The following is a 22,210-nucleotide window of genomic DNA, read 5'->3' as shown; positions in this document are numbered from 1 at the left end:
TCAGGGGTGTGCAGTTACGTTACTCGCAAGTAGCATGGACCTGAGCGCGCGCTCAGCGCGGCCGCAGCAGTGCAGATCCCGCACACTGGAGGAGAGCCATCGTGCCTCGTACCGTCAGGGACGTCGTCTTCGTAGACGGCGTCCGTACCCCGTTCGGCAAGGCGGGCCCGAAGGGCATCTACCACGAGACCCGTGCCGACGACCTCGTCGTGAAGGCGATCCGGGAGCTGCTGCGCCGCAACCCCGGTCTCGACCCGAAGAAGATCGACGAGGTGGCGATCGCCGCGACCACGCAGATCGGTGACCAGGGGCTCACGATCGGCCGTACCGCGGGGATCCTGGCCGGTCTGCCGCAGTCGGTGCCCGGTTACTCCATCGACCGCATGTGCGCCGGTGCCCTGACCGCCGTCACCACGGTGGCCGGTTCGGTCGCCTTCGGTGCCTACGACATCGCCATCGCCGGTGGTGTCGAGCACATGGGCCGCCACCCCATGGGCGAGGGCGTGGACCCGAACCCGCGTTTCGTGAGCGAGAAGCTCGTCGACGAGTCGGCCCTGTTCATGGGCATGACCGCGGAGAACCTGCACGACCGGTACCCGACGATCACCAAGCAGCGCGCCGACGAGTACGCCGTGCGCTCCCAGGAGAAGGCCGCCAAGGCGTACGCCAACGGCAAGATCCAGGCCGACCTGGTCCCGATCTCGGTGCGCCGCACCAACCCGGAGGCCGGTGAGACCGGCTGGGGGCTCGTGACGGCCGACGAGCCGATGCGCCCGGGGACCACTCTGGAGAACCTGTCGGGCCTCAAGACGCCGTTCCGCGTGCACGGGCGGGTCACCGCGGGCAACGCGGCCGGTCTGAACGACGGTGCCACCGCCTCCCTGATCGCCTCCGAGGACTTCGCCCGCGAGAACGACCTGCCGGTGAAGATGCGCCTGGTCGCGTACTCCTTCGCGGGTGTCGAGCCGGAGGTCATGGGCTATGGCCCGATCCCGGCCACGGAGAAGGCGCTCGCGCAGGCGGGTCTGTCGATCTCCGACATCGGTCTCTTCGAGATCAACGAGGCCTTCGCGGTCCAGGTCCTGGCCTTCCTGGAGCACTACGGCATCGCGGACGACGACGAGCGCGTCAACCAGTACGGCGGCGCGATCGCCTTCGGTCACCCGCTGGCCTCCTCGGGTGTGCGTCTGATGACGCAGCTGGCCCGCCAGTTCGAGGAGCAGCCCGAGGTCCGCTACGGCCTGACCACCATGTGCGTCGGCTTCGGCATGGGCGCGACGGTCATCTGGGAGAACCCGAACCACAAGGACGCCGGAGGCAGCAAGTGAGCACCACTGAGCTCTTGAAGGGTGCGGCCGAGCTGTTCCCGGACGAGGTAGTCACCCAGGCGCACGTACGCCACCTGGACCTGCCGTTCAACGCGGGCCGCTTCGCCCTGATCACGCTCGACAACGGCTTCGACCACACCAAGCCGACCACCTTCGGCCCGGCCTCGCTGGCGAACCTCAACACCGCCGTCGACCAGGTCGAGAAGGAGGCCGCGGCCGGCGAGATCGTCGGCGTCGGCATCACCGGCAAGCCGTTCATCTTCGCCGTCGGCGCCGACCTCAAGGGCGTCGAGCTGCTGAAGGAGCACCAGGACGCGCTGGCCATCGGCAAGGGCGGCCACGAGGTCTTCAAGCGTCTCGGCGGCCTCGCCGTGCCGACCTTCGCCTACTACAACGGCGCCGCGATGGGCGGTGGCGTCGAGGTCGGTCTGCACTGCACCTACCGCACGGTGTCCGCGGCCCTGCCCGCCTTCTCGCTCCCCGAGGTCTTCCTCGGCCTGGTCCCCGGCTGGGGCGGCTGCACCCTGCTGCCGAACCTGATCGGCGCGGAGAAGGCCGTCTCGGTGATCATCGAGAACAGCCTGAACCAGAACAAGCAGCTCAAGGGCGTCCAGGTCTACGAACTGGGCATCGCCGACGCGCTGTTCGAGGGCGCGGACTTCCTGGAGCAGTCCCTGCTGTGGACGGCGTCCGTCCTCAAGGGCGAGATCGTCGTCGAGCGCCCGGTCGTCGACCGCGGTGAGGCCTGGGACCAGGCCGTCGCCAAGGGCCGCTTCGTCGCGGACTCCAAGGTGCACGGCGCCGCCCCGGCCGCCTACCGCGCCCTGGACATCATCGCCGCCGCCAAGAACGGCGACCTGCAGCAGGGCTACGACGCCGAGGACCAGGCGCTTGCCGACCTGATCATGGGCGGCGAACTGCGCTCCGGCATCTATGCGTTCAACCTGGTGCAGAAGCGCGGCAAGCGTCCCGCGGGCGCCCCGGACAAGAACCTGGCCCGCCCGGTCACCAAGGTCGGCGTCGTCGGCGCGGGCCTGATGGCCTCGCAGCTGGCGCTGCTCTTCCTGCGCCGCCTGGAGGTGCCGGTCGTGCTGACCGACATCGACCAGGAGCGCGTCGACAAGGGTGTGGGCTACGTCCACGCCGAGATCGACAAGCTGCTCGGCAAGGGCCGCATCAACCAGGACAAGGCCAACCGCCTCAAGGCGTTGGTGACCGGTGTGCTGGACAAGGCCGAGGGCTTCGCGGACGCCGACTTCATCATCGAGGCCGTCTTCGAGGAGATCGGCGTCAAGCAGCAGGTGTTCGCGGAGGTCGAGGCGGTCGCCCCGGCGCACGCGATCCTCGCCACCAACACCTCCTCGCTGTCGGTGACGGAGATGGCGTCGAAGCTGAAGAACCCCGAGCGGGTCGTCGGCTTCCACTTCTTCAACCCCGTCGCGATCCTCCCGCTGCTGGAGATCGTCCGCGGCGAGCAGACCGACGACGCCTCGCTCGCGACGGCGTTCGCCGTGGCCAAGAAGCTGAAGAAGACCGCGGTGCTGGTCAAGGACGCCCCGGCGTTCGTCGTCAACCGCATCCTCACCCGCTTCATGGGCGAGATCCAGAACGTCATCGACGAGGGCACCCCGGTCGAGGTCGCCGAGAAGGCCGTCGAGCCGCTCGGTCTGCCGATGTCCCCGCTGGTGCTGCTGGAGCTGGTCGGTCCCGCGATCGGCCTGCACGTCTCGGAGACCCTCAACCGGGCCTTCCCGGACCGCTTCACGGTCTCCCCGAACCTCGCCGCCGTCGTCAAGGCGGGCAAGCGCGGCTTCTACGTCTACGACTCCGGCAAGCCGGAGCTGGACCCCGAGGTCGCCGCGCTGCTCAAGCAGGGCGATGTCGTCCTGACCGAGGAGCAGGTCCGCGAGCGCGTCCTGGACGCCGTCGCCCAGGAGATCGGGCTCATGCTCGACGAGGGCGTCGTCGCCGAGGCCCAGGACATCGACCTCTGCCTGATCACGGGCGCCGGCTGGCCCTTCCACCTGGGCGGCATCACGCCGTACCTGGACCGCGAGGGTGTCTCGGAGCGCGTGAACGGCAAGAAGTTCCTGGCTCCGGGCGTGGCGTCGGTTCCGGCGTAACACCCGAGGGCAACCGAGGAGGGCCTCCGCCACCTGGCGGAGGCCCTCCTCGAGTTGTGGGTTCTCCTACGACAGCCACGGCCCCAGCGGGCTGCCCGCCGCCGGGAACAGCTGGCGGCGGACGTGGAGCCGGCCGTCGGTGCCGAGGACCGTGACGACCACGGCGCCCGTCGCGTCGTAGGCCATCGCCGGGGCATTCGCGAACATCCCGCCCGACTCGTGCCAGTGGGTGCCGGAGACGTCCTTGTCCCGGTCGGGCATCGAGGTGACGAGACGGCCCCGGCTGCCCCGGTGGGCGAGGAACGCCTCGCGGGCGCCGCGCTCCGGTGCCCACAGGGCGGCCACGGCGCCGGTACCGCCACCCCGAGGCCCGCGCCGGAACCGGGCCAGCGGCCGTCGGCATGCCGGCGGTAGGCCATCACCTGCTGGGTGCCGGCCTCGCGGAAGTACAGACAGGTGCGGCCGGCGCCGGAGTCGACGGCGGTGATGCCGCCGGTGGCGGCGACCACGTAAGGCGATGGCAAAAAGCCGCCGCCGGTTCATACCGAATACTTAACCTTCACAGGGCCGGCACATCATCAGCAAGCGCTCACACTGCTGTCAAGAACTGACAGAAATGACAGAAAACACATACAACCCTTGCGTCTCAATGAACGTCTGATGACCGGTGGGCGACTGCCCATCGCCGCAGACTGGCTCGGTCTCTCCCCCACGCATGCCCTGAGCCACTGGTCGAGGAGAGAGGACCGACGCACATGACGCACGCCCTGACGGAGACGGGTCCGGAGGGATCACGGCGCGCGCCGTCGGGCCGCCGGGGCAGGACGCCGAGGAAGCGCCGCCGCGTGTGGCGCTGGATCGCGCTGAGCCTGGTGCTGCTCCTGCTGGCCGCGGGCGGCGTCGGCTACTGGCTGTACAGCGATCTGAACGGCAACATCAAGGGCGTCGACCTGGACAAGGCGATCGGCGACGACCGGCCCGAGAAGCTGCCCACGTCCGGGCAGAACCTGCTGGTGCTGGGCTCCGACTCGCGTGCGGGCGCCAACGGGAAGCTGAGCGGGGACACCGCGGCCGGGGCCCGCTCCGACACCGCGCTGGTGATCCACATACCCGAGGGCCGCCGCCAGGCCGTCGCCGTGAGCATCCCGCGCGACACCCTGGTGACGCGGCCCGCGTGCACGGCCAAGGACGGTTCGGCGCTGCCGTCGGCGAAGCGCGTGATGTTCAACTCGGTGTACTCGCTCGCCGGCCCGGCGTGCGTGGTCAAGACCGTGGAGCGGATGTCGGGCGTCCGCATGGACCACTTCGTCGAGATCGACTTCGCCGGCTTCAAGGGGCTGGTCGACGCGATCGGCGGGGTGACCGTGACGGTCGACCGGGACATCCACGACCACAACAGCGGTCTGGACATCACCGCGGGCACCCACAAGCTCGACGGCACCCAGTCGCTGCAGTTCGTCCGCACCCGGCACGGCGTCGGCGACGGCAGCGACCTGGGCCGCATCGGCCTGCAGCAGCAGTTCCTGATCGACCTGCTCAGCGAGATAAAGAAGCAGGACCTCCTCGGCAGCCCGACGAAGTCCTACCGGATCGCCGACAAACTCACCGAGTCCCTCACCACCGACTCGGGCCTTGCGTCGCTCACCAAGCTCGCCGAGTTCGGCCGCAGCATGAACGGCATCGACCCCTCCACGATGGAGACGATCATGCTTCCGGTGCGGTACGACACCCAGGACCCCAACCGCGTGATCGCCGCCCAGCCCCAGGCCGGCCAACTGTGGCAGGCCCTGCGCAAGGACGAGGACATCCCGGCCTCCGCGAAGAAGTCCCCGGCGACGGGGGGCTCGACGAAGACGGGGGCCTCCACCTCCTGAGGGGACGCCCGGTGCCCGGCCGGACCCAGGCAGAAAGGCGGGCGCGGGCAGGGGTTCGCCGGAGGCTGACGAACCAGGGACCGCCCGGGGTTCCTGGGCTCTTCAGCGGGGGCCGCACGGTGCCGGCGCGGTGCCCCTGGGGTCCGTCGGAGGCGGACGGGAGGGCGCCGGCCAGGTGTCCCGTGGGGCCCGCCGGAGGCGGACGGCCGCGGGGGTCCTCGGTGTCCCGGCGGAGCGCTCTTCAGCGGGGCCGCACTCGCGCCGGCCCGCGGGCCGGGGCACTCCCCGGAAGCGCGCGGCCGACGGGGTGCTCGGCGTCCCGGGCAGGGCAGTCTTCAGCGAGCCCGCACGCGCCCCGGACCGGGATCCGGGGGCACTCCCCGGAAGCGCGCGGCCGACGGGGTGCTCGGCGTCCCGGGCAGGGCAGTCTTCAGCGAGCCCGCACGCGCCCCGGACCGGGATCCGGGGGCACTCCCCGGAAGCGCGCGGCCGACGGGGTGCTCGGCGTCCCGGGCGGAGCGCTCTTCAGCGAGCCCGCACGCGCCCCGGACCGGGGTCCGGGGGTGCTCGCCGGAGGCGGACGGACGACGGTCCGCTCGGCGTTCCGGGGCGTCCGGCGGAAGGCAGACCGGCTGGGGGCGCCCGGTGTCGAGGCGGGCGGGTCGGCGGCGGGACGGTGCCCCGGCGCATGCCCGCAGGAGGCCGGCGGGCCAGGGACTGCCCGGTGTCGCGGGCGGGGGCGTCAGAAGCGGATCGACGGTGACAGTTGCAGGCCCGGGCCCTCCGTCTGCCGGGCGACGTGCAGGGCTCCGCCCGGGGCGACCACGGCGAGGACGACGCGGCCGTGGGCGTCCTGGGCGAGTGCCGGGGCGCCGACGCAGTGTTCGCCCGTCGGCGACCACCACAGGCCGCCCTGTTCGTTCTCGGTGCCGCACACGGCGAGCATGACCTGGCCGTCCATGTCGCGGTGGGCGAGCACCGTGCAGTCGTAGCCGTCGAGGGCCGCGCGCAGCGTCGCGACAGGGCTGCCGGCCGGGGCGCCGCCCAGCGGGATCAGCCAGCCGCCCGGCCGGTGGGCGACGAGTCCGCCGGTGTCCCGGTCGGCCCAGTAGAAGGTCGCCCGGTCCGGGGCGGTCTCCAGCGCCGCCGCCGTGCCGGGGGCCACCCGCAGCGCGATGTTCGGCTCCTGCCGGAAGTCGCCGTCGGGCTCCGCCTGCCGCCACCACATGGCGTCCCGCTCGCCGCCGGCCAGCACCTCGATCCGCCCGGAGCCGTGGGCGACCACGGCGAGCCCGTCCTGCACCCCGCTGCCCTTGAGGTCGGCCCAGGGCTCCCACTTGCCGGTCGGCGCCTCCCGCCGGAGCATCAGCCCGCGGCCCGCGTTGCGCACGAGGACGTGCACGCGGCCCGACGCGCTCACGGCGCCGACCGGGACGCCGAAGCGGGCGGCCTTCTCCCGGTCCTGGTGCGGGTTGCCCAGCGACCGCCACTCGGTGACCGGACGTCCGGTCTGGTACTGGATGGCGTGCACGATGTCGACGGCGGCGGGCCCGTCGCCGTCGCTCCGCTCGCGCCGGCCGAGGAAGTGGACGTAGGCGTCGGGCCCCTGGACCACCGACAGATGCGTCAGATCCGGCACCGGGAAGAACTCGGGCCCGGTCCACCGCGGGCCGCCCGGGCGGGTCTCGGTCCAGCGCAGCAGCCCGCCGCGGGCACGGGCGTACGCGGTGAGCCTGCCGTCCTTGCCGAGCAGCAGCCAGCGCCCGTCCACGGTCGCCTCGGCCGCGTGCCGCTCGCTCCGCCCGTGCTCCTGCACGACGACGCGGTCGGCGCCTCTGCGTCGGGCGGCGCCGCGCCCGGATCCGGTCCGCATGACGTGGCCCGCCCCTTCCCTGACGCCCGGCGCGGCCGAGGTGCCGAACCCCGGGCACCTGCTGCGCGGGGGAGGCCGAGCGCGCCCATCATAAGTCGAACATTTGACGAACACAGTGTGACGACGACGTGCCCACCTGGGCCGGAGACGACGGCGACGCCACCGCTCCTCCCCCGTCACACCTCCCGCCACGCCTCCAGCGCCAGCCCCGGCTCGTCCTTGCGGCGGGTGAGGAGGAGTTGGCCGGTCGACGGGGACGACGTGGCCGCCACCACCCGGTTCTCCTCGTCCACCGCCAGGGAGACCCCGGCGTCCGCCGGGAGGGAGGGCCCGGACTCGGCCCACCAGGCACCGGCCGACTCCTGCTCGGTCGGGTAGGCGGCGAAGGCGACCCGGCCGCTCGCCGAGCGCTGGGCGAGCAACGTGCAGTCGTAGCCGTCGAGTTCGCAGCGCACGGCGGAGGCCGGGCCGGGTCCGGCGGAGGGCAGGAGGGCGACCGGTTTGGCGCCGGGCCGCCACGCGCACAGGTCGCCCGACTCGTCGGTGTAGAAGAGGGTGACGCTCTCGGAGGTCGCGAGCGCGTGGAGGGTGCCCGCGCGGACCGGTGCCTCGATCGCCTCCTCCAGGACGGGCTGCGCGCCGGGCTCCTCCTGACGCCAGTGCAGGATCCCGCCGGACACGGCGGCGAAGAGTTCCACGCGCCCCGACTCCCCCGTCACGGCCGCCAACTCGTCCTGCACGTCACGCCCCTTGAGGTCCCGCCAGGGGTCCCAGCCGCCCTTCTCCTTCTGCGCGACCATGCTCACCCCGCCGCCCCGGTTGCGGACGAAGACATGGGCGCGGCCCTGGCCGTCGACCGCCACGGCGGGCATGCCGGTCAGCGGCCCCTTCTTGTCGGGGTGCCCGATCGGGTTCCAGTCCAGGGCGGCGAGCCGGGGCCGGAAGTGGGTGGAGTGCACGAGCCGGCACTCGCCGGCCGTCGTGGGCCGCCAGGAGACGAGGTGCGCGTAGGAGTCGCCGCCCTGACCGATCGCCAGGGACGGCCGCAGCTTCTGTTCGCCGCCGACCTTGCGCACGGGCGTCCAGGTGCCGCCGGGCGCCCGTTCCGCCCGGCACAGGACGGCGTCGTCGGTCGGAAGGTAGACACTGAGCCGGCCGTCACGGCCGCGCAGGAGCCAGTCGCCGTTCACCAGTTCACCTTAAGCGGGCCGGTACGCCGACCCTCGGTCGGGCCCCGCGTGGCAGGTGGCGCCGACGGGCACGCAAGGGCGTGGAGGGGGCAGGCTGTATCCCGGCAACCGCAACGACAGACGTGAGAAGGAAGCCGACCTCATGACCGACCAGCTCACCGTGAGCGTCCTCGGCACGGGCATCATGGGCGCCGCCATGGCCCGCAACCTCGCCCGCGCCGGACACACCGTCCGCGCCTGGAACCGCACGCGCGCGAAGGCCGAGCCGCTCGCCGCCGACGGCGCGCACATCGCCGACACGCCCGCCGAGGCCGTGGAGGGCGCCGATGTCGTCCTCACCATGCTGTACGACGGCCCGGCCGCCCTGGACGTGATGCGCGAGGCGGCCCCCGCGCTGCGCTCCGGCGCCGCCTGGGTGCAGTCGACCACCGCCGGCATCGAAGCCATCGGCGAACTGGCCGCCTTCGCCGCCGAGCACGGGCTGGTCTTCTACGACGCCCCCGTGCTCGGCACCCGCCAGCCCGCCGAGGCCGGACAGCTGACGGTGCTGGCCGCCGGGCCGGCCGCCGGACGGGCGGCCGTGGAGCCGGTGTTCGACGCGGTCGGCGCCCGCACCCTGTGGACCGGCGAGGACGGCGCGGCCGGCAGCGCCACGCGGCTGAAGCTGGTCGCCAACAGCTGGGTGCTCGCCGCCACCGCGGCGACCGGTGAAGTCCTCGCCCTGTCACGGGCACTCGACGTCGACCCGGCGCAGTTCTTCGACCTCATCGCGGGCGGCCCGCTCGACATGGGCTATCTGAGGGCGAAGGCGGGAATGGTCCTGGAGAACCGCCTCTCCCCCGCCCAGTTCGCGGTGACCACGGCCGCCAAGGACGCCCGCCTCATCGTGGCGGCCGGCCGGGACAACGGGGTCCGCCTCGACGTGGCCGCCGCGAGCGCCGAGCGCCTTGAACGGGCCGCCGCGCAGGGACACGGCGACGAGGACATGGCCGCCGCGTACTTCGCCAGCTTCGACGACAAGCCGGCCGACTGAGCGGACCCGTTTCCCGGACTGTGCCAACCTGGCCGCATGAGTGACAGCGACCCCCTGCTCGTGATCGTCGACGCCGCGAACGTCGTCGGGTCGGTGCCCGACGGGTGGTGGCGGGACCGGCGGGGGGCCGCCGAACGACTGCGCGACCGGTTGGCGGCGGACGGCGTCCCCGGGCACGCCGGACCGGTGGAGATCGTGCTGGTGGTGGAAGGGGCGGCCCGCGGGGTGGAGTCCGTCCCCGGAGTCCGCGTGGAGGCGGCTCCGGGGAGCGGGGACGACCGGATGGTGGAACTGGTGGCAGGGGAAAGCGACCGCACCGTCCTGGTGGTGACGGCGGACCGGGAACTGCGGCGACGGGTGCGGGAGTTGGGCGCCGAGGTCGCCGGTCCCCGGACGGTCAGGCCCTGACGTCGGGGTTGCCGGCCGGCTGCTCCTGGCGGGCGAGGCGGCTGTGCGTGCGGCCGTAGAAGAAGTACACCGCGAAGCCGATGACCATCCAGATGGCGAAGCGGAGCCAGGTCTCGGCAGGCAGGTTCAGCATCAGCCACAGCGAGGCCAGCACCGACACGATCGGCAGCACCGGCACCCACGGAGTGCGGAAGGAACGCTCCAGGTCGGGTCGGGTGTTGCGCAGGATGATCACGCTGATCGCGACGACGATGAAGGCGAAGAGCGTGCCGATGTTCACCAGTTCGGCGAGTTCGCTGAGGCTGGTGAAACCGGCGACGATCGCGATGACCACGCCGAGCAGGATCGTGGGCCGGTAGGGCGTGCGGAACTTCGGGTGGGTGTGGGAGAAGAAGCGGGGCAGCAGGCCGTCGCGGCTCATCGCGAAGAAGACCCGGGACTGGCCGAGCAGCAGGATCATGCAGACCGTGGTCAGGCCGACCGCCGCGCCGAAGCTGATCAGACCCGCGAACCAGGGGTGCCCGGTGGCCTTGAAGGCGTCGGCGAGCGGGGCGTCCACGGACAGCTTGCTGTACTTCTGCATGCCGGTCACCACGATCGACACGGCGACGTACAGCGCGGTGCAGATGATCAGGGAGCCGATGATGCCGCGCGGCACGTCGCGCTGCGGGTTGCGGGTCTCCTCGGCGGCGGTGGCGACGACGTCGAAGCCGATGAAGGCGAAGAACACCACGGACGCGGCGGTGAAGATGCCCATCACGCCGAAGTTGGAGGGCGCCCAGCCGAACATCAGCTGGATCAGCGGGGCCTTGAGGTTCCCGCCGGCCTCCACCGACTCCGCCTTGGGGATGAACGGGTCGTAGTTGCCGCTCTTGATGAAGAACGCGCCCGCGATGATCACGACCAGGACGACGGCGACCTTGATGGCGACGACGACCGAGGTGACGCGCGCGGAGAGCTTCATGCCGACGACGAGGATCGCGGTGAGCAGCAGCACCAGGGCGGCGGCGAGGATGTCGAAGCCGAACCCGGAGGCGCCGTCACGGCCGCTGAGCGCCTCGGGCAGGTGCCAGCCGGCGTTGTCCAGCAGGGAGTGGATGTAGCCGGACCAGCCGACGGCGACCACCGCCGTGCCGAGCGCGAGTTCCAGCACCAGGTCCCAGCCGATGATCCAGGCGGGCAGTTCACCGAGGGAGGCGTAGGAGAAGGTGTACGCGGAGCCGGCCACGGGGACCGTTGAGGCGAACTCGGCGTAGCACAGCGCGGCCAGCGCGCACACGACCCCGGCGACGACGAAGGACAGGGAGACGGCGGGGCCCGCGGTGTTCTTGGCGGCCGTGCCGGTCAGGACGAAGATGCCGGTGCCGATGATGACACCGACGCCGAAGACCGTCAGATCGAGCGCGGACAGGGATTTCCTGAGCGCGTGCTCCGGTTCCTCGGTGTCCTGGATGGACCGCTCGACGTTCTTCGTCCTGAAGAGGGTGCTGCTCACGGCGTACCTCCCACGCTGTCTCGTCCTCGCCATGATCGAGAGGGGGCTCAAGACGTATGCCCCGGCGCGCGCGGATTCACGCGGATGGGCCGCTTCCACCACCCCTGGCGGGGGGAAAGCGGCCCATCCGGTCGTACGGCGGTGTCAGTCGCGCGCGGGCTCCACCTCGGCCGCGCTGCTGCGGTCGAAACGGCCGTCCAGCTTGGAGACGAGCCCGGTGACCTGGCGGGCGATGTCCGGGGCGGTGAGGCCGATCTCCGCCATCACCTCGGCACGGGAGGCGTGGTCGAGGAAGCGCGGCGGGATGCCGAAGTCGCGCAGCGGCACGTCGACGTCCGCGTCGCGCAGGGCCTGCGCGATCGCCGAGCCGACGCCGCCGACGCGGGAGTTGTCCTCGACGGTGACGACCACGCGGTGCCGCTCCGCGAGCGGGGCCATGGCCTCGTCGACGGGCTTGACCCAGCGCGGGTCGACGACGGTGGTGGAGATGCCCTGCCGGTCGAGGAGGGCGGCGATCTCCAGGCACATCGGGGCCAGGGCTCCCACGGAGACGAGCAGCACGTCCGGTCGGTCCGTGCCGGGCTCGCGCAGCACGTCCATGCCGCCCACGCGGCCCACGGCCGGTACGGCGGGGCCGACGGCGCCCTTGGAGAAGCGCACCACGGTCGGCGCGTCCTCGACGGCCACGGCCTCGCGGAGCTGGGCCCGGACCTGGTCGGCGTCGCGCGGGGCGGCGAGCCTGAGGCCGGGGACGACCTGGAGGATCGACATGTCCCACATGCCGTTGTGGGAGGCGCCGTCGGTGCCGGTGACGCCCGCCCGGTCCAGCACGAAGGTGACGCCGCACTTGTGCAGGGCGACGTCCATGAGGACCTGGTCGAAGGCGCGGTTGAGGAAGGTGGCGTAGACGGCGAAGACGGGGTGCAGGCCGCCGTGGGCGAGGCCGGCGGCGGAGACGGCTCCGTGCTGCTCGGCGATGCCGACGTCGTAGATCCGGTCGGGGAAGGCGTCCGCGAACTTCTTCAGGCCGACCGGCTGAAGCATCGCCGCGGTGATCGCGACGATGTCCTCGCGCTCCTTGCCGAGCTCGACCATCTCGTCGCCGAAGACGGAGGTCCAGTCGGCGCCGGAGGCCTTGATCGGCAGGCCGGTGTCGGGGTGGATGGGGCCGATGCCGTGGAAGCGGTCGGCCTCGTCCTGGAGGGCGGGCTGGTAGCCGCGGCCCTTCTCGGTGAGGCAGTGCACGATGACGGGGCCGCCGAAGCGCTTGGCGCGGGCGAGGGCCGACTCCAGGGCCTCGATGTCGTGGCCGTCGATGGGGCCGACGTACTTCAGGCCGAGGTCCTCGAACATGCCCTGGGGGGCGATGAAGTCCTTCAGGCCCTTCTTGGCGCCGTGCAGGGTCTCGTACAGCGGCCTGCCGACGACCGGGGTGCGGTCGAGGATGTCCTTCGTCCGGGCGAGGAAGCGCTCGTAGCCGTCGGTCGTGCGCAGGGTCGCCAGGTGGTTGGCGAGGCCGCCGATGGTCGGGGCGTAGGAGCGCTCGTTGTCGTTGACGACGATGACGAGCGGGCGGTCCTTGGCCTCGGCGATGTTGTTCAGCGCCTCCCAGGCCATGCCGCCGGTGAGCGCGCCGTCACCGATGACCGCGACCACGTGGTCGTCGCGCTCGAGGACCTGGTTGGCCTTCGCCAGGCCGTCGGCCCAGCCCAGCACCGTGGAGGCGTGGCTGTTCTCGATGACGTCGTGCTCGGACTCGGCCTGCGAGGGGTAGCCGGACAGGCCGCCCTTCATCTTCAGCCGGCTGAAGTCCTGGCGGCCGGTGAGCAGCTTGTGCACGTAGGACTGGTGGCCCGTGTCCCACAGCACCTTGTCCCTGGGCGATTCGAAGACGCGGTGCAGGGCGATGGTGAGCTCGACGACACCCAGGTTGGGGCCGAGGTGGCCGCCGGTCTTGGAGACGGCGTCGACGAGGAAGGTCCGGATCTCCTCTGCCAGCTGGTCCAGCTCCTCCAGGCTGAGCCGGTCCAGATCGCGCGGTCCCCTGATGCGGGTCAGCAGCGGCACCCGTGCCTCCTTGCAGTAAAAGCTGATCGAGCTGTTGCCGGGCTTGTCGAGTCTAATGTTCCGCCTTTGCGGACGGTGCCCGGGCGGCGGGTCGTAGGTCACGCGATCGGCTCTACCCACGATCGCACTTTTCTACGACATGACTGTGCCCGGCACCGCCGTTGGTGCCGGGCACAGGTCTCGGGAGGGGTGTTACGCCCGGCCCGCCGCCTTCTGGCTCCTGCGGGAGACGGAGTCGATGACGACGGCGCCCAGCAGCACCGCACCGGTGATCATGTACTGGATGGACGTGTTCATGTTGAGCAGGTCCAGGCCGGTCTGGATGGACTGGATGACCAGCATGCCCAGGAGGGCGGACCAGACGGAGCCGCGGCCACCGAACAGCGAGGTACCGCCGATGACGGCCGCCGCGATGGCGAGCATCAGGGTGTTGCCGCCGCCGGCGCTCAGCGTGGCGCTCGCGGTCTGGCCGGCGAAGAACATACCGCCGATTGCCGCGAAGCCGCCGGAGATGGCGAACACGGTGATCCGGATCACCGGCACGTTGATACCGGCACGGCGGGCCGCCTCGATACCGCCACCGACCGCGAAGACCTTGCGGCCGTAGGTCGTACGGCGCAGCACGAAGTCCACGATCACCAGCGCGGCGAGGAAGATCACCAGCGCGTTGGAGACACCGGCCGAATCGTTCAGCACGAACGCGGCCAGGAAGGACGCCACCGCGAGCACGCCGACGCGCAGCAGGATCTCGGCGGTCGGCCGGAACGGAACGCCGGCCGCCTTGCGACGCCGCTGCTCACCGAAGTTGCCGACCAGGGACAGCGCTACCCCGAGGCCGGCCAGCAGGTAGGCGCCGATGATGGCCTGGTCCATGAAGAACGAGCTCTGGCCGAGCAGGTGGACCGGACCGGTGTCGGACGGGATGTTGATGGTGCCGCTGGAGCCCAGCAGCCACAGCATCAGGCCGTTCCAGCCGAGGAAGCCGGCCAGGGTGACGACGAACGCGGGTACGCCGATCTTGGCGAAGAACCAGCCGTGCAGCGCGCCGATGCCGATACCCGTGAGGACGGCCAGCACCAGCGACAGCCAGGCGTTCATGCCGTGCTGGACCACGAACACGGCGAACAGCGTCGAGGCCAGACCGCTGACCGAACCGACCGACAGGTCGATCTCGCCGAGCAGCAGGACGAACACCAGGCCGATGGCGAGCATGCCGGTGGCCGACATGTAGTAGCTGATGTTCGAGACGTTGTCGGCGCTGAGGAACCGGTCGTTCTGGAACTGGAAGATCGTCCAGATGATGATCAGGCCGATGACCACCGGCAGCGAGCCGAGCTCACCGCCCTTGACCTTGCGCGTGAACTCGGTCCAGTAGCCCTTGAGGCCCTCTTCGCGGATCAGCAGGCGCGGGTCCACGACGGAGACCGGGGCGGCGGTGGGGTCGTCCGCGGGCGCGACGGTGTCCTGCGCCTCGGGGTCCACCTTGGAAACCTTGGATGTGTCGCTCACTGGGTCGCCTCCGCGCCGCGCCGCCCCGCGCGACGGGTCACGGCGTTGTCCGTGGCACCGGTGATCGCGGAGATGATTTCTTCCTGACTGGTGTCCTTCACCGAGAAGGACCCGTTGTTCCTGCCCAGCCGCAGTACGGCGACGGTGTCGGCGACCGCCTTCACGTCCGCCATGTTGTGGCTGATGAGGATGACGGCGAGGTTCTGCTCGCGCAGCCGCTCGACGAGGTCGAGGACCTGGGCGGTCTGCTCGACGCCGAGGGCGGCGGTGGGCTCGTCGAGGATGACGACCTTGGGCTCACCGATCAGGGCGCGCGCGATGGCGACGACCTGTCGCTGACCACCGGAGAGGCTCGCGATCGGGATGCGAACGCTCGGGATGCGGATGGAGAGCGTGCTCAGCAGCTCGCGGGCCTTCTTCTCCATCGTGACCTCGTCGATGACGCCGCGGTGCAGCAGCTCGCGTCCGAGGTAGAGGTTGCCGACCACGTCGAGGTTGTCGCACAGCGCGAGGTCCTGGTAGACCGTCGCGACGCCGAGTCCCTGGGCGTCGTGCGGCTTGTTGATGCTGACCGCCCTGCCCTCCCACTCGATGACGCCCTCATCGATGGGGTGGACTCCGGCGATCGTCTTGACCAGCGTGGACTTTCCGGCGCCGTTGTCGCCGACCAGGGCGACCACTTCGCCGGCGTGGACCTCCAGCTCGACATCGGTGAGGGCCTGCACCGCACCGAATCGCTTGGAGACTCCGCGCAACGCCAGCACGGGCGTAGCGGACACGTGAACCATCTCCTTCGCCGCCTGACCGGCGGGGATGCCGCGCTTGGGGTAGGGCGCGGAGGGGTGTGCCGTAAGCACTTGTTTACAAGGGGGTGTGCCGTCGGCACTGATTTACAAGTCGAACATGCGCGCGGACCGTGCCTCTTGGCAACGGCTGCGTCCACCATGCTTCCGTCCGGCACCCGCCCCGCAGCGGGGTATGAAGGCGGCGCGGGTGCCGGACAGGTTCGGTGCCTGCGGTGTGGGGCGCGTTCGGTGAGGATCGCGCCCCGGGCCCGGGCCCGTCCGTCGGACGGGCCCTAGCGGCTTTACTGCAGGCCGGCCTTCTTGCACGCGGCGGCGAAGTCCGCGGTGCAGATCTGGGAGACGGTGTACAGACCGTCCTTGACGACCGTGTCCTTGATGTTCTTGACGGTCACCGAGACCGGGGTCAGCAGCTTGGCCTGGACCTTGTCGCCCGAGCCGCTGGTGACGGTGGTGTCGGCCAGGGACTTGATGTCCTTGTTCTGGAGCAGGTTGACCGCGAGCTCGGCGGCGGTGTCGGCCTCCGGCTTGTAGGCCTTGTAGACCGTGGAGGACTGCGTACCGGCGACGATCCGCTGGATGCCCGCGAGCTCGGCGTCCTGGCCCGTCAGCGGGATGCCGCTGATACCGGCGCCCTTGAGGGTGTTGGCGATACCACCGGCCATGCCGTCGTTGGCGGCGTAGACGCCGGCGATGTTCTTGGCGCCGAGCTGGGTGATGGCGGCCGACATCTTCTGCGCGGCGACGGTGTCCTTCCACAGACCCGACTGCTCGTAGGCGATGTTCACCTTGCCGTCGAGGGCCTCGTGCGCACCCTTCTTGAACTGACCGGCGTTCGGGTCGGCGTCGTCACCGTTGATCATGACGATCTTCGAGGACTTCTTCGCCTTGGAGCCGAGGGCGTCCAGCAGGGCCTGGCCCTGGAGCTGGCCGACCTTGACGTTGTCGAAGGAGACGTACGCGGAGACCGGACCCTGGGCCAGACGGTCGTACGCGATGACCTTGACGCCCTTGTCCACCGCGGACTGGATGGAGGACTTGATCGCGGCGGAGTCCTGGGCGGAGACCACGATGACCTTGACGCCCTTGGTGACCATGCTGCTCATCTGCTGAGCCTGCTTGGCCGGGTCGGCGGCGGCGTTGGCGTAGGAGACGGTGCAGTCGCCGCACAACTCCTTGACCTTGGCCACGAAGTACGGCTTGTCGAACTTCTCGTACCGCGCGGTGACGTTGTCGGGCAGGAGCAGGCCGATCGACTTGCTGCCGGAGCCGGAGCCCTGGCTGCTGCTGTCGCTGCTCTTCTTGTCACCGGCCTTGCCACAGGCGGCGACCGAGACGGCGAGGGCCGAGATCGCTACGGTCACGGCTGCACGACGCATGAGCGTGTTCACTTGAGAAACCTCCCTGACGAGGCCGCGTCGTTGCGGCCGAGGTGGCTGGAAGTCAACTCGGCCGCACGTGCGACGTCAAGAAGTAAATACTTAACGAGATGGCAACGACGTCCTGCGTTTTCTAAGTGAAGGCAGGCGTGGTTGCGTGCAGCGTGCTGTCCAAAAGGGTCGAATCACCCATCTCGCTGAGGGCGAGGGCGAGTGCTCCGAGTACCTCCGCCCGACCTCCAAGTGCCCCTGGAAGCACGGACAGTTGGCGTGCCGCACTGGGGATCGCATAGCGGCCGACGGACTCCCTGATCGGCCCGAGCACCAGCTCACCGGCCTCGGCGAGATCACCACCGAGGACGACCCTGCTCGGGTTCAACAGATTGCAGAGATTGGCGACTCCAGAGCCGATGTGGCGGCCGACGTCGGCGATCACCCGACGGCAGCCCGGGTCTCCGTCCCTGGCCAGCCGCACGACGCCTTCCATCGTCAGATCGGTGCCGTGACTGGACTGGAGCAGCGGCAGCACGTAGCGCGCGGCCGCGAAGGTCTCCAGGCAGCCGCGGTTTCCACAGCGGCAGACGGGGCCGGATTCATCAAGAGTAATATGACCGATTTCTCCCGCTGTGCCACCCGGGCCGCGGTAGATCTTGCCGTTGATCACCAGACCGGCGCCAACGCCGCTGGCGACCTTGATGTAGGCGAGGTCGCGCACGCCCCTGCCGCTGCCCCAGACCAGCTCACCGAGGGCGCCGAGGTTGGCGTCGTTGTCCACGTGCACGGGCACGCCGAGCCGCCCCCGCAGCTCCTCGGCGGGCTTGGTGCCGGCCCAGCCGGGCAGGATGGCGGTGGAGCCGAGGGTGCCCGACTCCACGTCGATGGGACCGGGCACGCCCAGGCCCACTCCGGCGATCTTCGACCGGTCCACCCCCGTTGCGCTGATCAGGCGATTGACCAGTTCCTCGGCCCGGTCGAAACCCTGCGTCGAGGACGCGTCCACGTCCAGCGGCTCGGACTCCTCCGCGAGCACCTGGTGGGCGAGGTTGCCGACCGCGACGCGCAGATGCGTGTGCCCGAAGTCGACGCCGATGACGATGCCGGCGTCCCCGCTCAGGGAGACGCTGCGGGCCCTGCGGCCACCCGCCGAGGTGGGTGTGACCTCGACCGTTCCGCCGTCCTTGAGCTCACGGACGATGTTGGAGACCGTGGCGGCGGACAGCCCCGTGGTCCTCGCGATCTCCGCCTGCGTGAGCGACCCGGCCAGCCGGACGGCCCGGACGACCCGCTCCAGGTTGGCTCGGTGCAGTGACGACTGCGACCCCGGAGTCTCCACGACGACCTCCTGCGCGCGGGACCGCTTCGATGAGGCCCCGTCTATGTCCAACTAGTGAACTCTAAGCTGAGCCGTTCGGGTCGCCTCCCGTCAAGAGGTTGAACCGTTTCCGGGTACGTGGCCGCAGGCACACACACGTTCGCGCGCCGTGCCCGAAATGCGGGAACGGCGCGCGGTCGGGCGGTTTCGGAGCGCTACTTCAGGGTGGCCGAGGTGAGGCCCGCCTGAACCTGGCGCTGGAAGGACAGGTACACCACCAGCATGGGGATCATGGCGATCGTGACGCCCGCGAAGAGGACGGGAAGGTCGGAGGCGTACCCCTGCTGCTGTTGCAGCTGGATGAGCCCCTGGGTGAGCACATAGCGCTCGGGGTCGCCGCCGCTCTGCGGCTGCATCAGGACCGTGGGCAGGATGAACTGGTTCCACTGGCCCAGCGTGTTGAAGATGCCGACGCTGATCAGGCCCGGCTTGGCCATCGGCAGCATCACCTGGAAGAAGGTCCGGGTGTGCGAGGCGCCGTCCAGGACCGCCGCCTCGAAGACGGCCGTGGGCAGGGTGCGGAAGAAGGCGTGCATGAAGAACACCGTGAACGGCATCGAGTAGGCGATGTAGACCAGGATCAGCCCCTGGTAGGTGTTCAGCATGTCCAGCCGTTTGACCATGAAGAACAGCGGGACCAGGGCGAGGAAGACAGGGAACATCGCGCCGGCGACGAAGAAGTAGTACAGCAGCCGGTTGCCCCAGAACTGGTACCTCGCCAGGACGTACGCGGCCATGGAGCCGAACAGCATGGTCAGCGGCACCGAGAAGACCAGCACGATGACCGTGTTGAGGAAGTAGTCGCCGATGCCCTTGCTCCAGGCCCGGTGGAAGACGTCCAGGGACCAGTTGTGCGGCCAGCCGAAGGCGGAGCCGCCGATCTGGGCGTCGGTCTTGAAGGAGCTGATCACCAGCCACAGCAGCGGCAGCACGATCAGCAGGGCCCACAGGGCGAGGAAGCCGTGGGAGAAGACGTTCAGGACGACACCCTCGCCGCGCTGCTCGCCGGGGCGGTCGGGCCGCGGGGCGACGGGCCGCTCGACGGGGGCGGCGGGGGTCTCCTTGATGGGGGCGCTCATCGTCATGTCTCCCGCTCAGAACTCGATGCGCTCGCGGCGGGTGACGCGCAGCGTGAAGACGGACAGGATCAGGGTGAGCAGCAGCATGATCACGCCCATGGCGCAGGCGTATCCGCTCTTGCCGTAGTAGAGGAAGTTGCGCATCATCACGGTCGCCATGACGTCGCTGTGGTGGTCCGGTCCGCCGCCGTAGGCACCCATGTTCTGGGTCATCGAGGAGACCAGGACGAACATGTCCATCGCGATGATTCCGAGGTACACCCAGGCCGTCTGCACGGTGTCCCACAGCAGCGGCAGGGTGATGCGGAAGAACGACTGGTTCCGGTTCGCGCCGTCGATGAGCGCGGCCTCGTAGATGTCCTTGGGAATGGACTGCATGGCCGCCGAGAACAGCACCAGGTAGAAGCCGACGCCCTGCCAGATCACGGCGACCATCAGCGCCCACAACACCATGTTCGGCTCATTGAGCCATTCGATGGGATTGCCCGGGTCGACGAGATGGATTTTGATCAGTGCGCCGTTGAGCAGGCCTCCGCCGTCACTGCGGTACACCGCGTTGAACAGCACGGCGAGAATCGCCAGCGACAGCACCTGCGGGAAGAAGTAGACCACTTTGTAGAACTTCGATCCGGCGACGCCCTGGACCCCGCCGGCCCTGCTGCGACCGCCCGCGTTCAGCATGAAGGCGAAGAACAGGGCGAGCAGGATCGTGATCACCGGGATGAAGACCAGGAACTGCAGGTTGTGCCAGATGGCCTGCATGAACACGTCGTCCTGGAACAGCGCCCTGTAGTTGTCAAGGCCGACGAAGTCGAAGGTCTGGGACTGCCCCTTCCAGTCGGTCAGCGAATAGCCGAACGTCTGGATGTACGGCCAGATCACGAAGACCACGTAGAGCAACACGGGAATGAAGAGAAACCCCGTGACGAACCTGTACTGCCCTTTGCGCATACCTGCCCCTGACATTCCGGTCTGTGCAGCGCCCCGAAAGGGGCGCGGGGAACTGTGCGACAAGCCACGGACGACCCGCGGCCGCCCTGAAGTCACACAGCCCCCACGGCGCCCCCGTGAACTACTCGTGCCGGTTCTTCTTGGACGCAGGGTCCTTCGCCTGCTTGTCGACGGCGGCCTGACACCGCTTCAGCCATTCCTTCGGCTGGATGCGCTTGGCCATGAGCTCATTGGAGGCGTTCTGGATGGCGGTGTCCATCTCGCTGTACCAGTCCGGGTACAGGTAGCGGAAGGTGTTGTCACCGGCCGCCTTGGACGCCTCGACCGTGGACTGGGTGCCGGGGCGCAGCTTCACGCTCGCGTCGACGCCGTCCTTGAGGATGGTGAGCGAGTTGGCCTCCTTGGCGAAGAGCGTCGACCACTCCTTGGAGAGCATGTGCCGCATGAACTCCTTGGCGCCGGGGAGGTTCTTCGCCTTCGCGGGGATGATGAACGGCTCGCCGGAGCCGGCCCGGATCGCCTCGAAGGGCATCTTGCTGCCGGGCAGCAGGGGCATCGGCAGGAACTTCATGTCGAAGTCCGCGGGCGTCTGCTTCAGCTGCTCGTTCTCCAGCCAGGAGCCGCAGGTGATGAAGGCGGCCTTGTACTGGTTCCAGCGGGTCTGCGACTCGGTGTGGGTCAGGCCGTTGGTGCCCGGCATCAGCAGGCCCTTCTCCACGACCTCGTAGATCGCCTCGACGCCCGCCTGCGCCGCGGCGGAGCCGACGAACGCCTTCGGGTCGAGGTTGTCGATCGCCTTGACGGCGTCGAGGCCGCCCTTCTTGGCGATCATGTCCATGATGGCGACATTGATGTAGTACGGGTACTTGCCCTGGTGGGCGAGGCCGCCGATGCCGTCCTTCTTCGCGGCCTGGCAGACCTTGATGAAGTCGTCCCAGGTCTTCGGCGGCTCCCAGCCCTTGTCCTTGAAAAGCTTGCCGGAGTACCACAGGCCCCAGACCGTGTAGATGTAGTTGAGGGCGACGACCTTGCCCTCCTGGATGCCCGGGTCGAGGGTGCCGGGGATGAGCATGTCCCGGACCTTCTTGCTCGGGTCGTCCACGGACGGGGCGTCGAGGACCGGGGCGAGGTCGAGGAGCTGCCCGTTCTTGTACAGGACGTCGACCTTGATCTGCTGGGCGCCCGAGTCGTCGACGATGTCCGGCGGGTTTCCGGCGTTGAAGCGGGGCTGGAGCTTGCCGGTGATCTCCTGGGTGCCGGTGTGGGTGGAGGTGATGCCGGGGTTCTTGGCGAAGTCCGCCTCCCAGGCCTTCGCGTAGTCGTCGCCGTAACCGCCCTTGAAGATGACGACGTCGAGCTTGGTTCCCTTCTTCGCGCCGAAGGGATTGGACTTGGACGTCTTGCCCTGATCGTTGCCGCTCGAGTTGTCGTCGCTCCCGCCACCGCTCGCACACGCGGACAGAAAGCTCATGGTCGGTACGGAGATCAGTCCGAGCGCCGCCGAACGCCTGATCAGATCGCGGCGGCCGACGCCCGCGGTGCCGTTGTTCTCGTTCTCGCCGGAAGTGGATCCCATGCTCAAGTCCTCGCCTTCTCCAGGACTCAGGCGGTGAACCGGATCCTCCCCGGCACCGCGGTCAGGTCAAGCAGGGTCGTGCAGGAAGTGCGGACAGCAAAGTACGGATCGTGTGAATCGCCGACAGGTATAGTCCACTTCCCGCCAACG

At 69.8% G+C, this 22,210-nt stretch carries 17 protein-coding genes; 5 read left to right on the top strand and 12 right to left on the bottom strand.

Features of this window, described 5'->3' with window-relative positions; translation table 11 throughout:
• Positions 1-101 precede the first annotated feature (101 nt).
• A complete protein-coding gene (locus FBY22_RS07130) occupies positions 102-1,328 on the top strand; it encodes an acetyl-CoA C-acyltransferase (RefSeq protein ID WP_142143328.1) in 1,227 nt (408 codons plus the stop codon).
• Positions 1,325-3,451, top strand: coding sequence for a 3-hydroxyacyl-CoA dehydrogenase NAD-binding domain-containing protein (locus FBY22_RS07125; RefSeq protein ID WP_142143326.1), 2,127 nt, complete (start codon positions 1,325-1,327; stop codon positions 3,449-3,451). Before FBY22_RS07130 ends, FBY22_RS07125 begins: the two co-directional genes overlap by 4 nt.
• Positions 3,452-3,517: 66 nt before the next feature.
• On the opposite strand, the gene FBY22_RS44710 is transcribed toward FBY22_RS07125, so the two are convergent.
• Complete coding sequence (locus FBY22_RS44710) at positions 3,518-3,796, bottom strand: hypothetical protein (RefSeq protein WP_260844731.1); 279 nt, start codon at positions 3,794-3,796, stop codon at positions 3,518-3,520.
• A 410-nt stretch (positions 3,797-4,206) separates the two neighbouring features.
• Here FBY22_RS44710 and FBY22_RS07115 point away from each other — a divergent pair, with 410 nt between their 5' ends.
• Positions 4,207-5,325, top strand: a complete 1,119-nt coding sequence (locus FBY22_RS07115; RefSeq protein WP_142143324.1) for an LCP family protein — start codon at positions 4,207-4,209, stop codon at positions 5,323-5,325.
• Positions 5,326-6,067: 742 nt separating this feature from the next.
• Here the strand turns inward: FBY22_RS07115 and FBY22_RS07110 are convergent.
• Positions 6,068-7,198 (bottom strand): hypothetical protein, encoded by a 1,131-nt coding sequence (locus tag FBY22_RS07110; protein ID WP_142143323.1) that lies wholly within the window; start codon positions 7,196-7,198, stop codon positions 6,068-6,070.
• Between the two features lie 176 nt (positions 7,199-7,374).
• Entirely contained in the window at positions 7,375-8,388 is a 1,014-nt protein-coding gene (locus tag FBY22_RS07105) for a hypothetical protein (protein WP_142143321.1), read from the bottom strand.
• Positions 8,389-8,530: 142 nt separating this feature from the next.
• Here FBY22_RS07105 and FBY22_RS07100 point away from each other — a divergent pair, with 142 nt between their 5' ends.
• Both FBY22_RS07100 and FBY22_RS07095 read left to right on the top strand, forming a co-directional pair.
• Entirely contained in the window at positions 8,531-9,421 is an 891-nt protein-coding gene (locus FBY22_RS07100) for an NAD(P)-dependent oxidoreductase (RefSeq protein ID WP_142143319.1), read from the top strand.
• A gap of 36 nt (positions 9,422-9,457) precedes the next feature.
• A complete protein-coding gene (locus FBY22_RS07095) occupies positions 9,458-9,829 on the top strand; it encodes an NTP pyrophosphohydrolase (protein ID WP_142143317.1) in 372 nt (123 codons plus the stop codon).
• Here the strand turns inward: FBY22_RS07095 and FBY22_RS07090 are convergent.
• The 9 genes from FBY22_RS07090 to ngcE form a co-directional block, all read right to left on the bottom strand.
• The gene (locus FBY22_RS07090) at positions 9,819-11,324 is read right to left on the bottom strand and encodes an amino acid permease (RefSeq protein WP_142143315.1); all 1,506 of its coding nucleotides are present in this window, start codon (positions 11,322-11,324) and stop codon (positions 9,819-9,821) included. The two genes, FBY22_RS07095 and FBY22_RS07090, sit on opposite strands and share 11 nt — an antisense overlap.
• A gap of 144 nt (positions 11,325-11,468) precedes the next feature.
• Positions 11,469-13,391 (bottom strand): 1-deoxy-D-xylulose-5-phosphate synthase, encoded by a 1,923-nt coding sequence (gene dxs, locus FBY22_RS07085; RefSeq protein WP_142147413.1) that lies wholly within the window; start codon positions 13,389-13,391, stop codon positions 11,469-11,471.
• Between the two features lie 192 nt (positions 13,392-13,583).
• Positions 13,584-14,900 (bottom strand): sugar ABC transporter permease, encoded by a 1,317-nt coding sequence (locus FBY22_RS07080; protein WP_142143313.1) that lies wholly within the window; start codon positions 14,898-14,900, stop codon positions 13,584-13,586.
• Complete coding sequence (locus tag FBY22_RS07075; RefSeq protein WP_142143312.1) at positions 14,897-15,688, bottom strand: ATP-binding cassette domain-containing protein; 792 nt, start codon at positions 15,686-15,688, stop codon at positions 14,897-14,899. The genes FBY22_RS07080 and FBY22_RS07075 overlap by 4 nt, the downstream gene beginning before the upstream one ends.
• Before the next feature lie 299 nt (positions 15,689-15,987).
• Positions 15,988-17,082: a sugar ABC transporter substrate-binding protein gene (locus FBY22_RS07070; RefSeq protein ID WP_142143310.1), complete on the bottom strand. Its 1,095-nt coding sequence runs from the start codon at positions 17,080-17,082 to the stop codon at positions 15,988-15,990.
• A 133-nt stretch (positions 17,083-17,215) separates the two neighbouring features.
• On the bottom strand, positions 17,216-18,415 hold the full coding sequence (locus tag FBY22_RS07065) for an ROK family transcriptional regulator (protein WP_142143308.1): 1,200 nt from the start codon (positions 18,413-18,415) through the stop codon (positions 17,216-17,218).
• A 194-nt stretch (positions 18,416-18,609) separates the two neighbouring features.
• Positions 18,610-19,533, bottom strand: a complete 924-nt coding sequence (locus tag FBY22_RS07060; protein ID WP_142143306.1) for a carbohydrate ABC transporter permease — start codon at positions 19,531-19,533, stop codon at positions 18,610-18,612.
• Between the two features lie 15 nt (positions 19,534-19,548).
• On the bottom strand, positions 19,549-20,484 hold the full coding sequence (locus FBY22_RS07055) for a carbohydrate ABC transporter permease (protein WP_142143304.1): 936 nt from the start codon (positions 20,482-20,484) through the stop codon (positions 19,549-19,551).
• Between the two features lie 121 nt (positions 20,485-20,605).
• Entirely contained in the window at positions 20,606-22,060 is a 1,455-nt protein-coding gene (ngcE, locus tag FBY22_RS07050; RefSeq protein WP_142143302.1) for an N-acetylglucosamine/diacetylchitobiose ABC transporter substrate-binding protein, read from the bottom strand.
• Positions 22,061-22,210 lie beyond the last annotated feature (150 nt).

Source organism: Streptomyces sp. SLBN-31, assembly GCF_006715395.1.
GTDB lineage: Bacteria > Actinomycetota > Actinomycetes > Streptomycetales > Streptomycetaceae > Streptomyces.
This window is presented reverse-complemented; position numbering and strand designations above follow the sequence as displayed.

Coding starts and splice junctions, on each gene's coding strand:
- FBY22_RS07115 (WP_142143324.1), top strand. CDS start 4,207: ATGACGCACGCCCTGACGGAGACGGGTCCGGAGGGATCACGGCGCGCG.
- FBY22_RS07110 (WP_142143323.1), bottom strand. CDS start 7,198: ATGCGGACCGGATCCGGGCGCGGCGCCGCCCGACGCAGAGGCGCCGAC.
- FBY22_RS07100 (WP_142143319.1), top strand. CDS start 8,531: ATGACCGACCAGCTCACCGTGAGCGTCCTCGGCACGGGCATCATGGGC.
- FBY22_RS07095 (WP_142143317.1), top strand. CDS start 9,458: ATGAGTGACAGCGACCCCCTGCTCGTGATCGTCGACGCCGCGAACGTC.
- FBY22_RS07075 (WP_142143312.1), bottom strand. CDS start 15,688: ATGGTTCACGTGTCCGCTACGCCCGTGCTGGCGTTGCGCGGAGTCTCC.
- FBY22_RS07070 (WP_142143310.1), bottom strand. CDS start 17,082: ATGCGTCGTGCAGCCGTGACCGTAGCGATCTCGGCCCTCGCCGTCTCG.
- FBY22_RS07060 (WP_142143306.1), bottom strand. CDS start 19,533: ATGAGCGCCCCCATCAAGGAGACCCCCGCCGCCCCCGTCGAGCGGCCC.
- FBY22_RS07055 (WP_142143304.1), bottom strand. CDS start 20,484: ATGCGCAAAGGGCAGTACAGGTTCGTCACGGGGTTTCTCTTCATTCCC.
- ngcE (WP_142143302.1), bottom strand. CDS start 22,060: ATGGGATCCACTTCCGGCGAGAACGAGAACAACGGCACCGCGGGCGTC.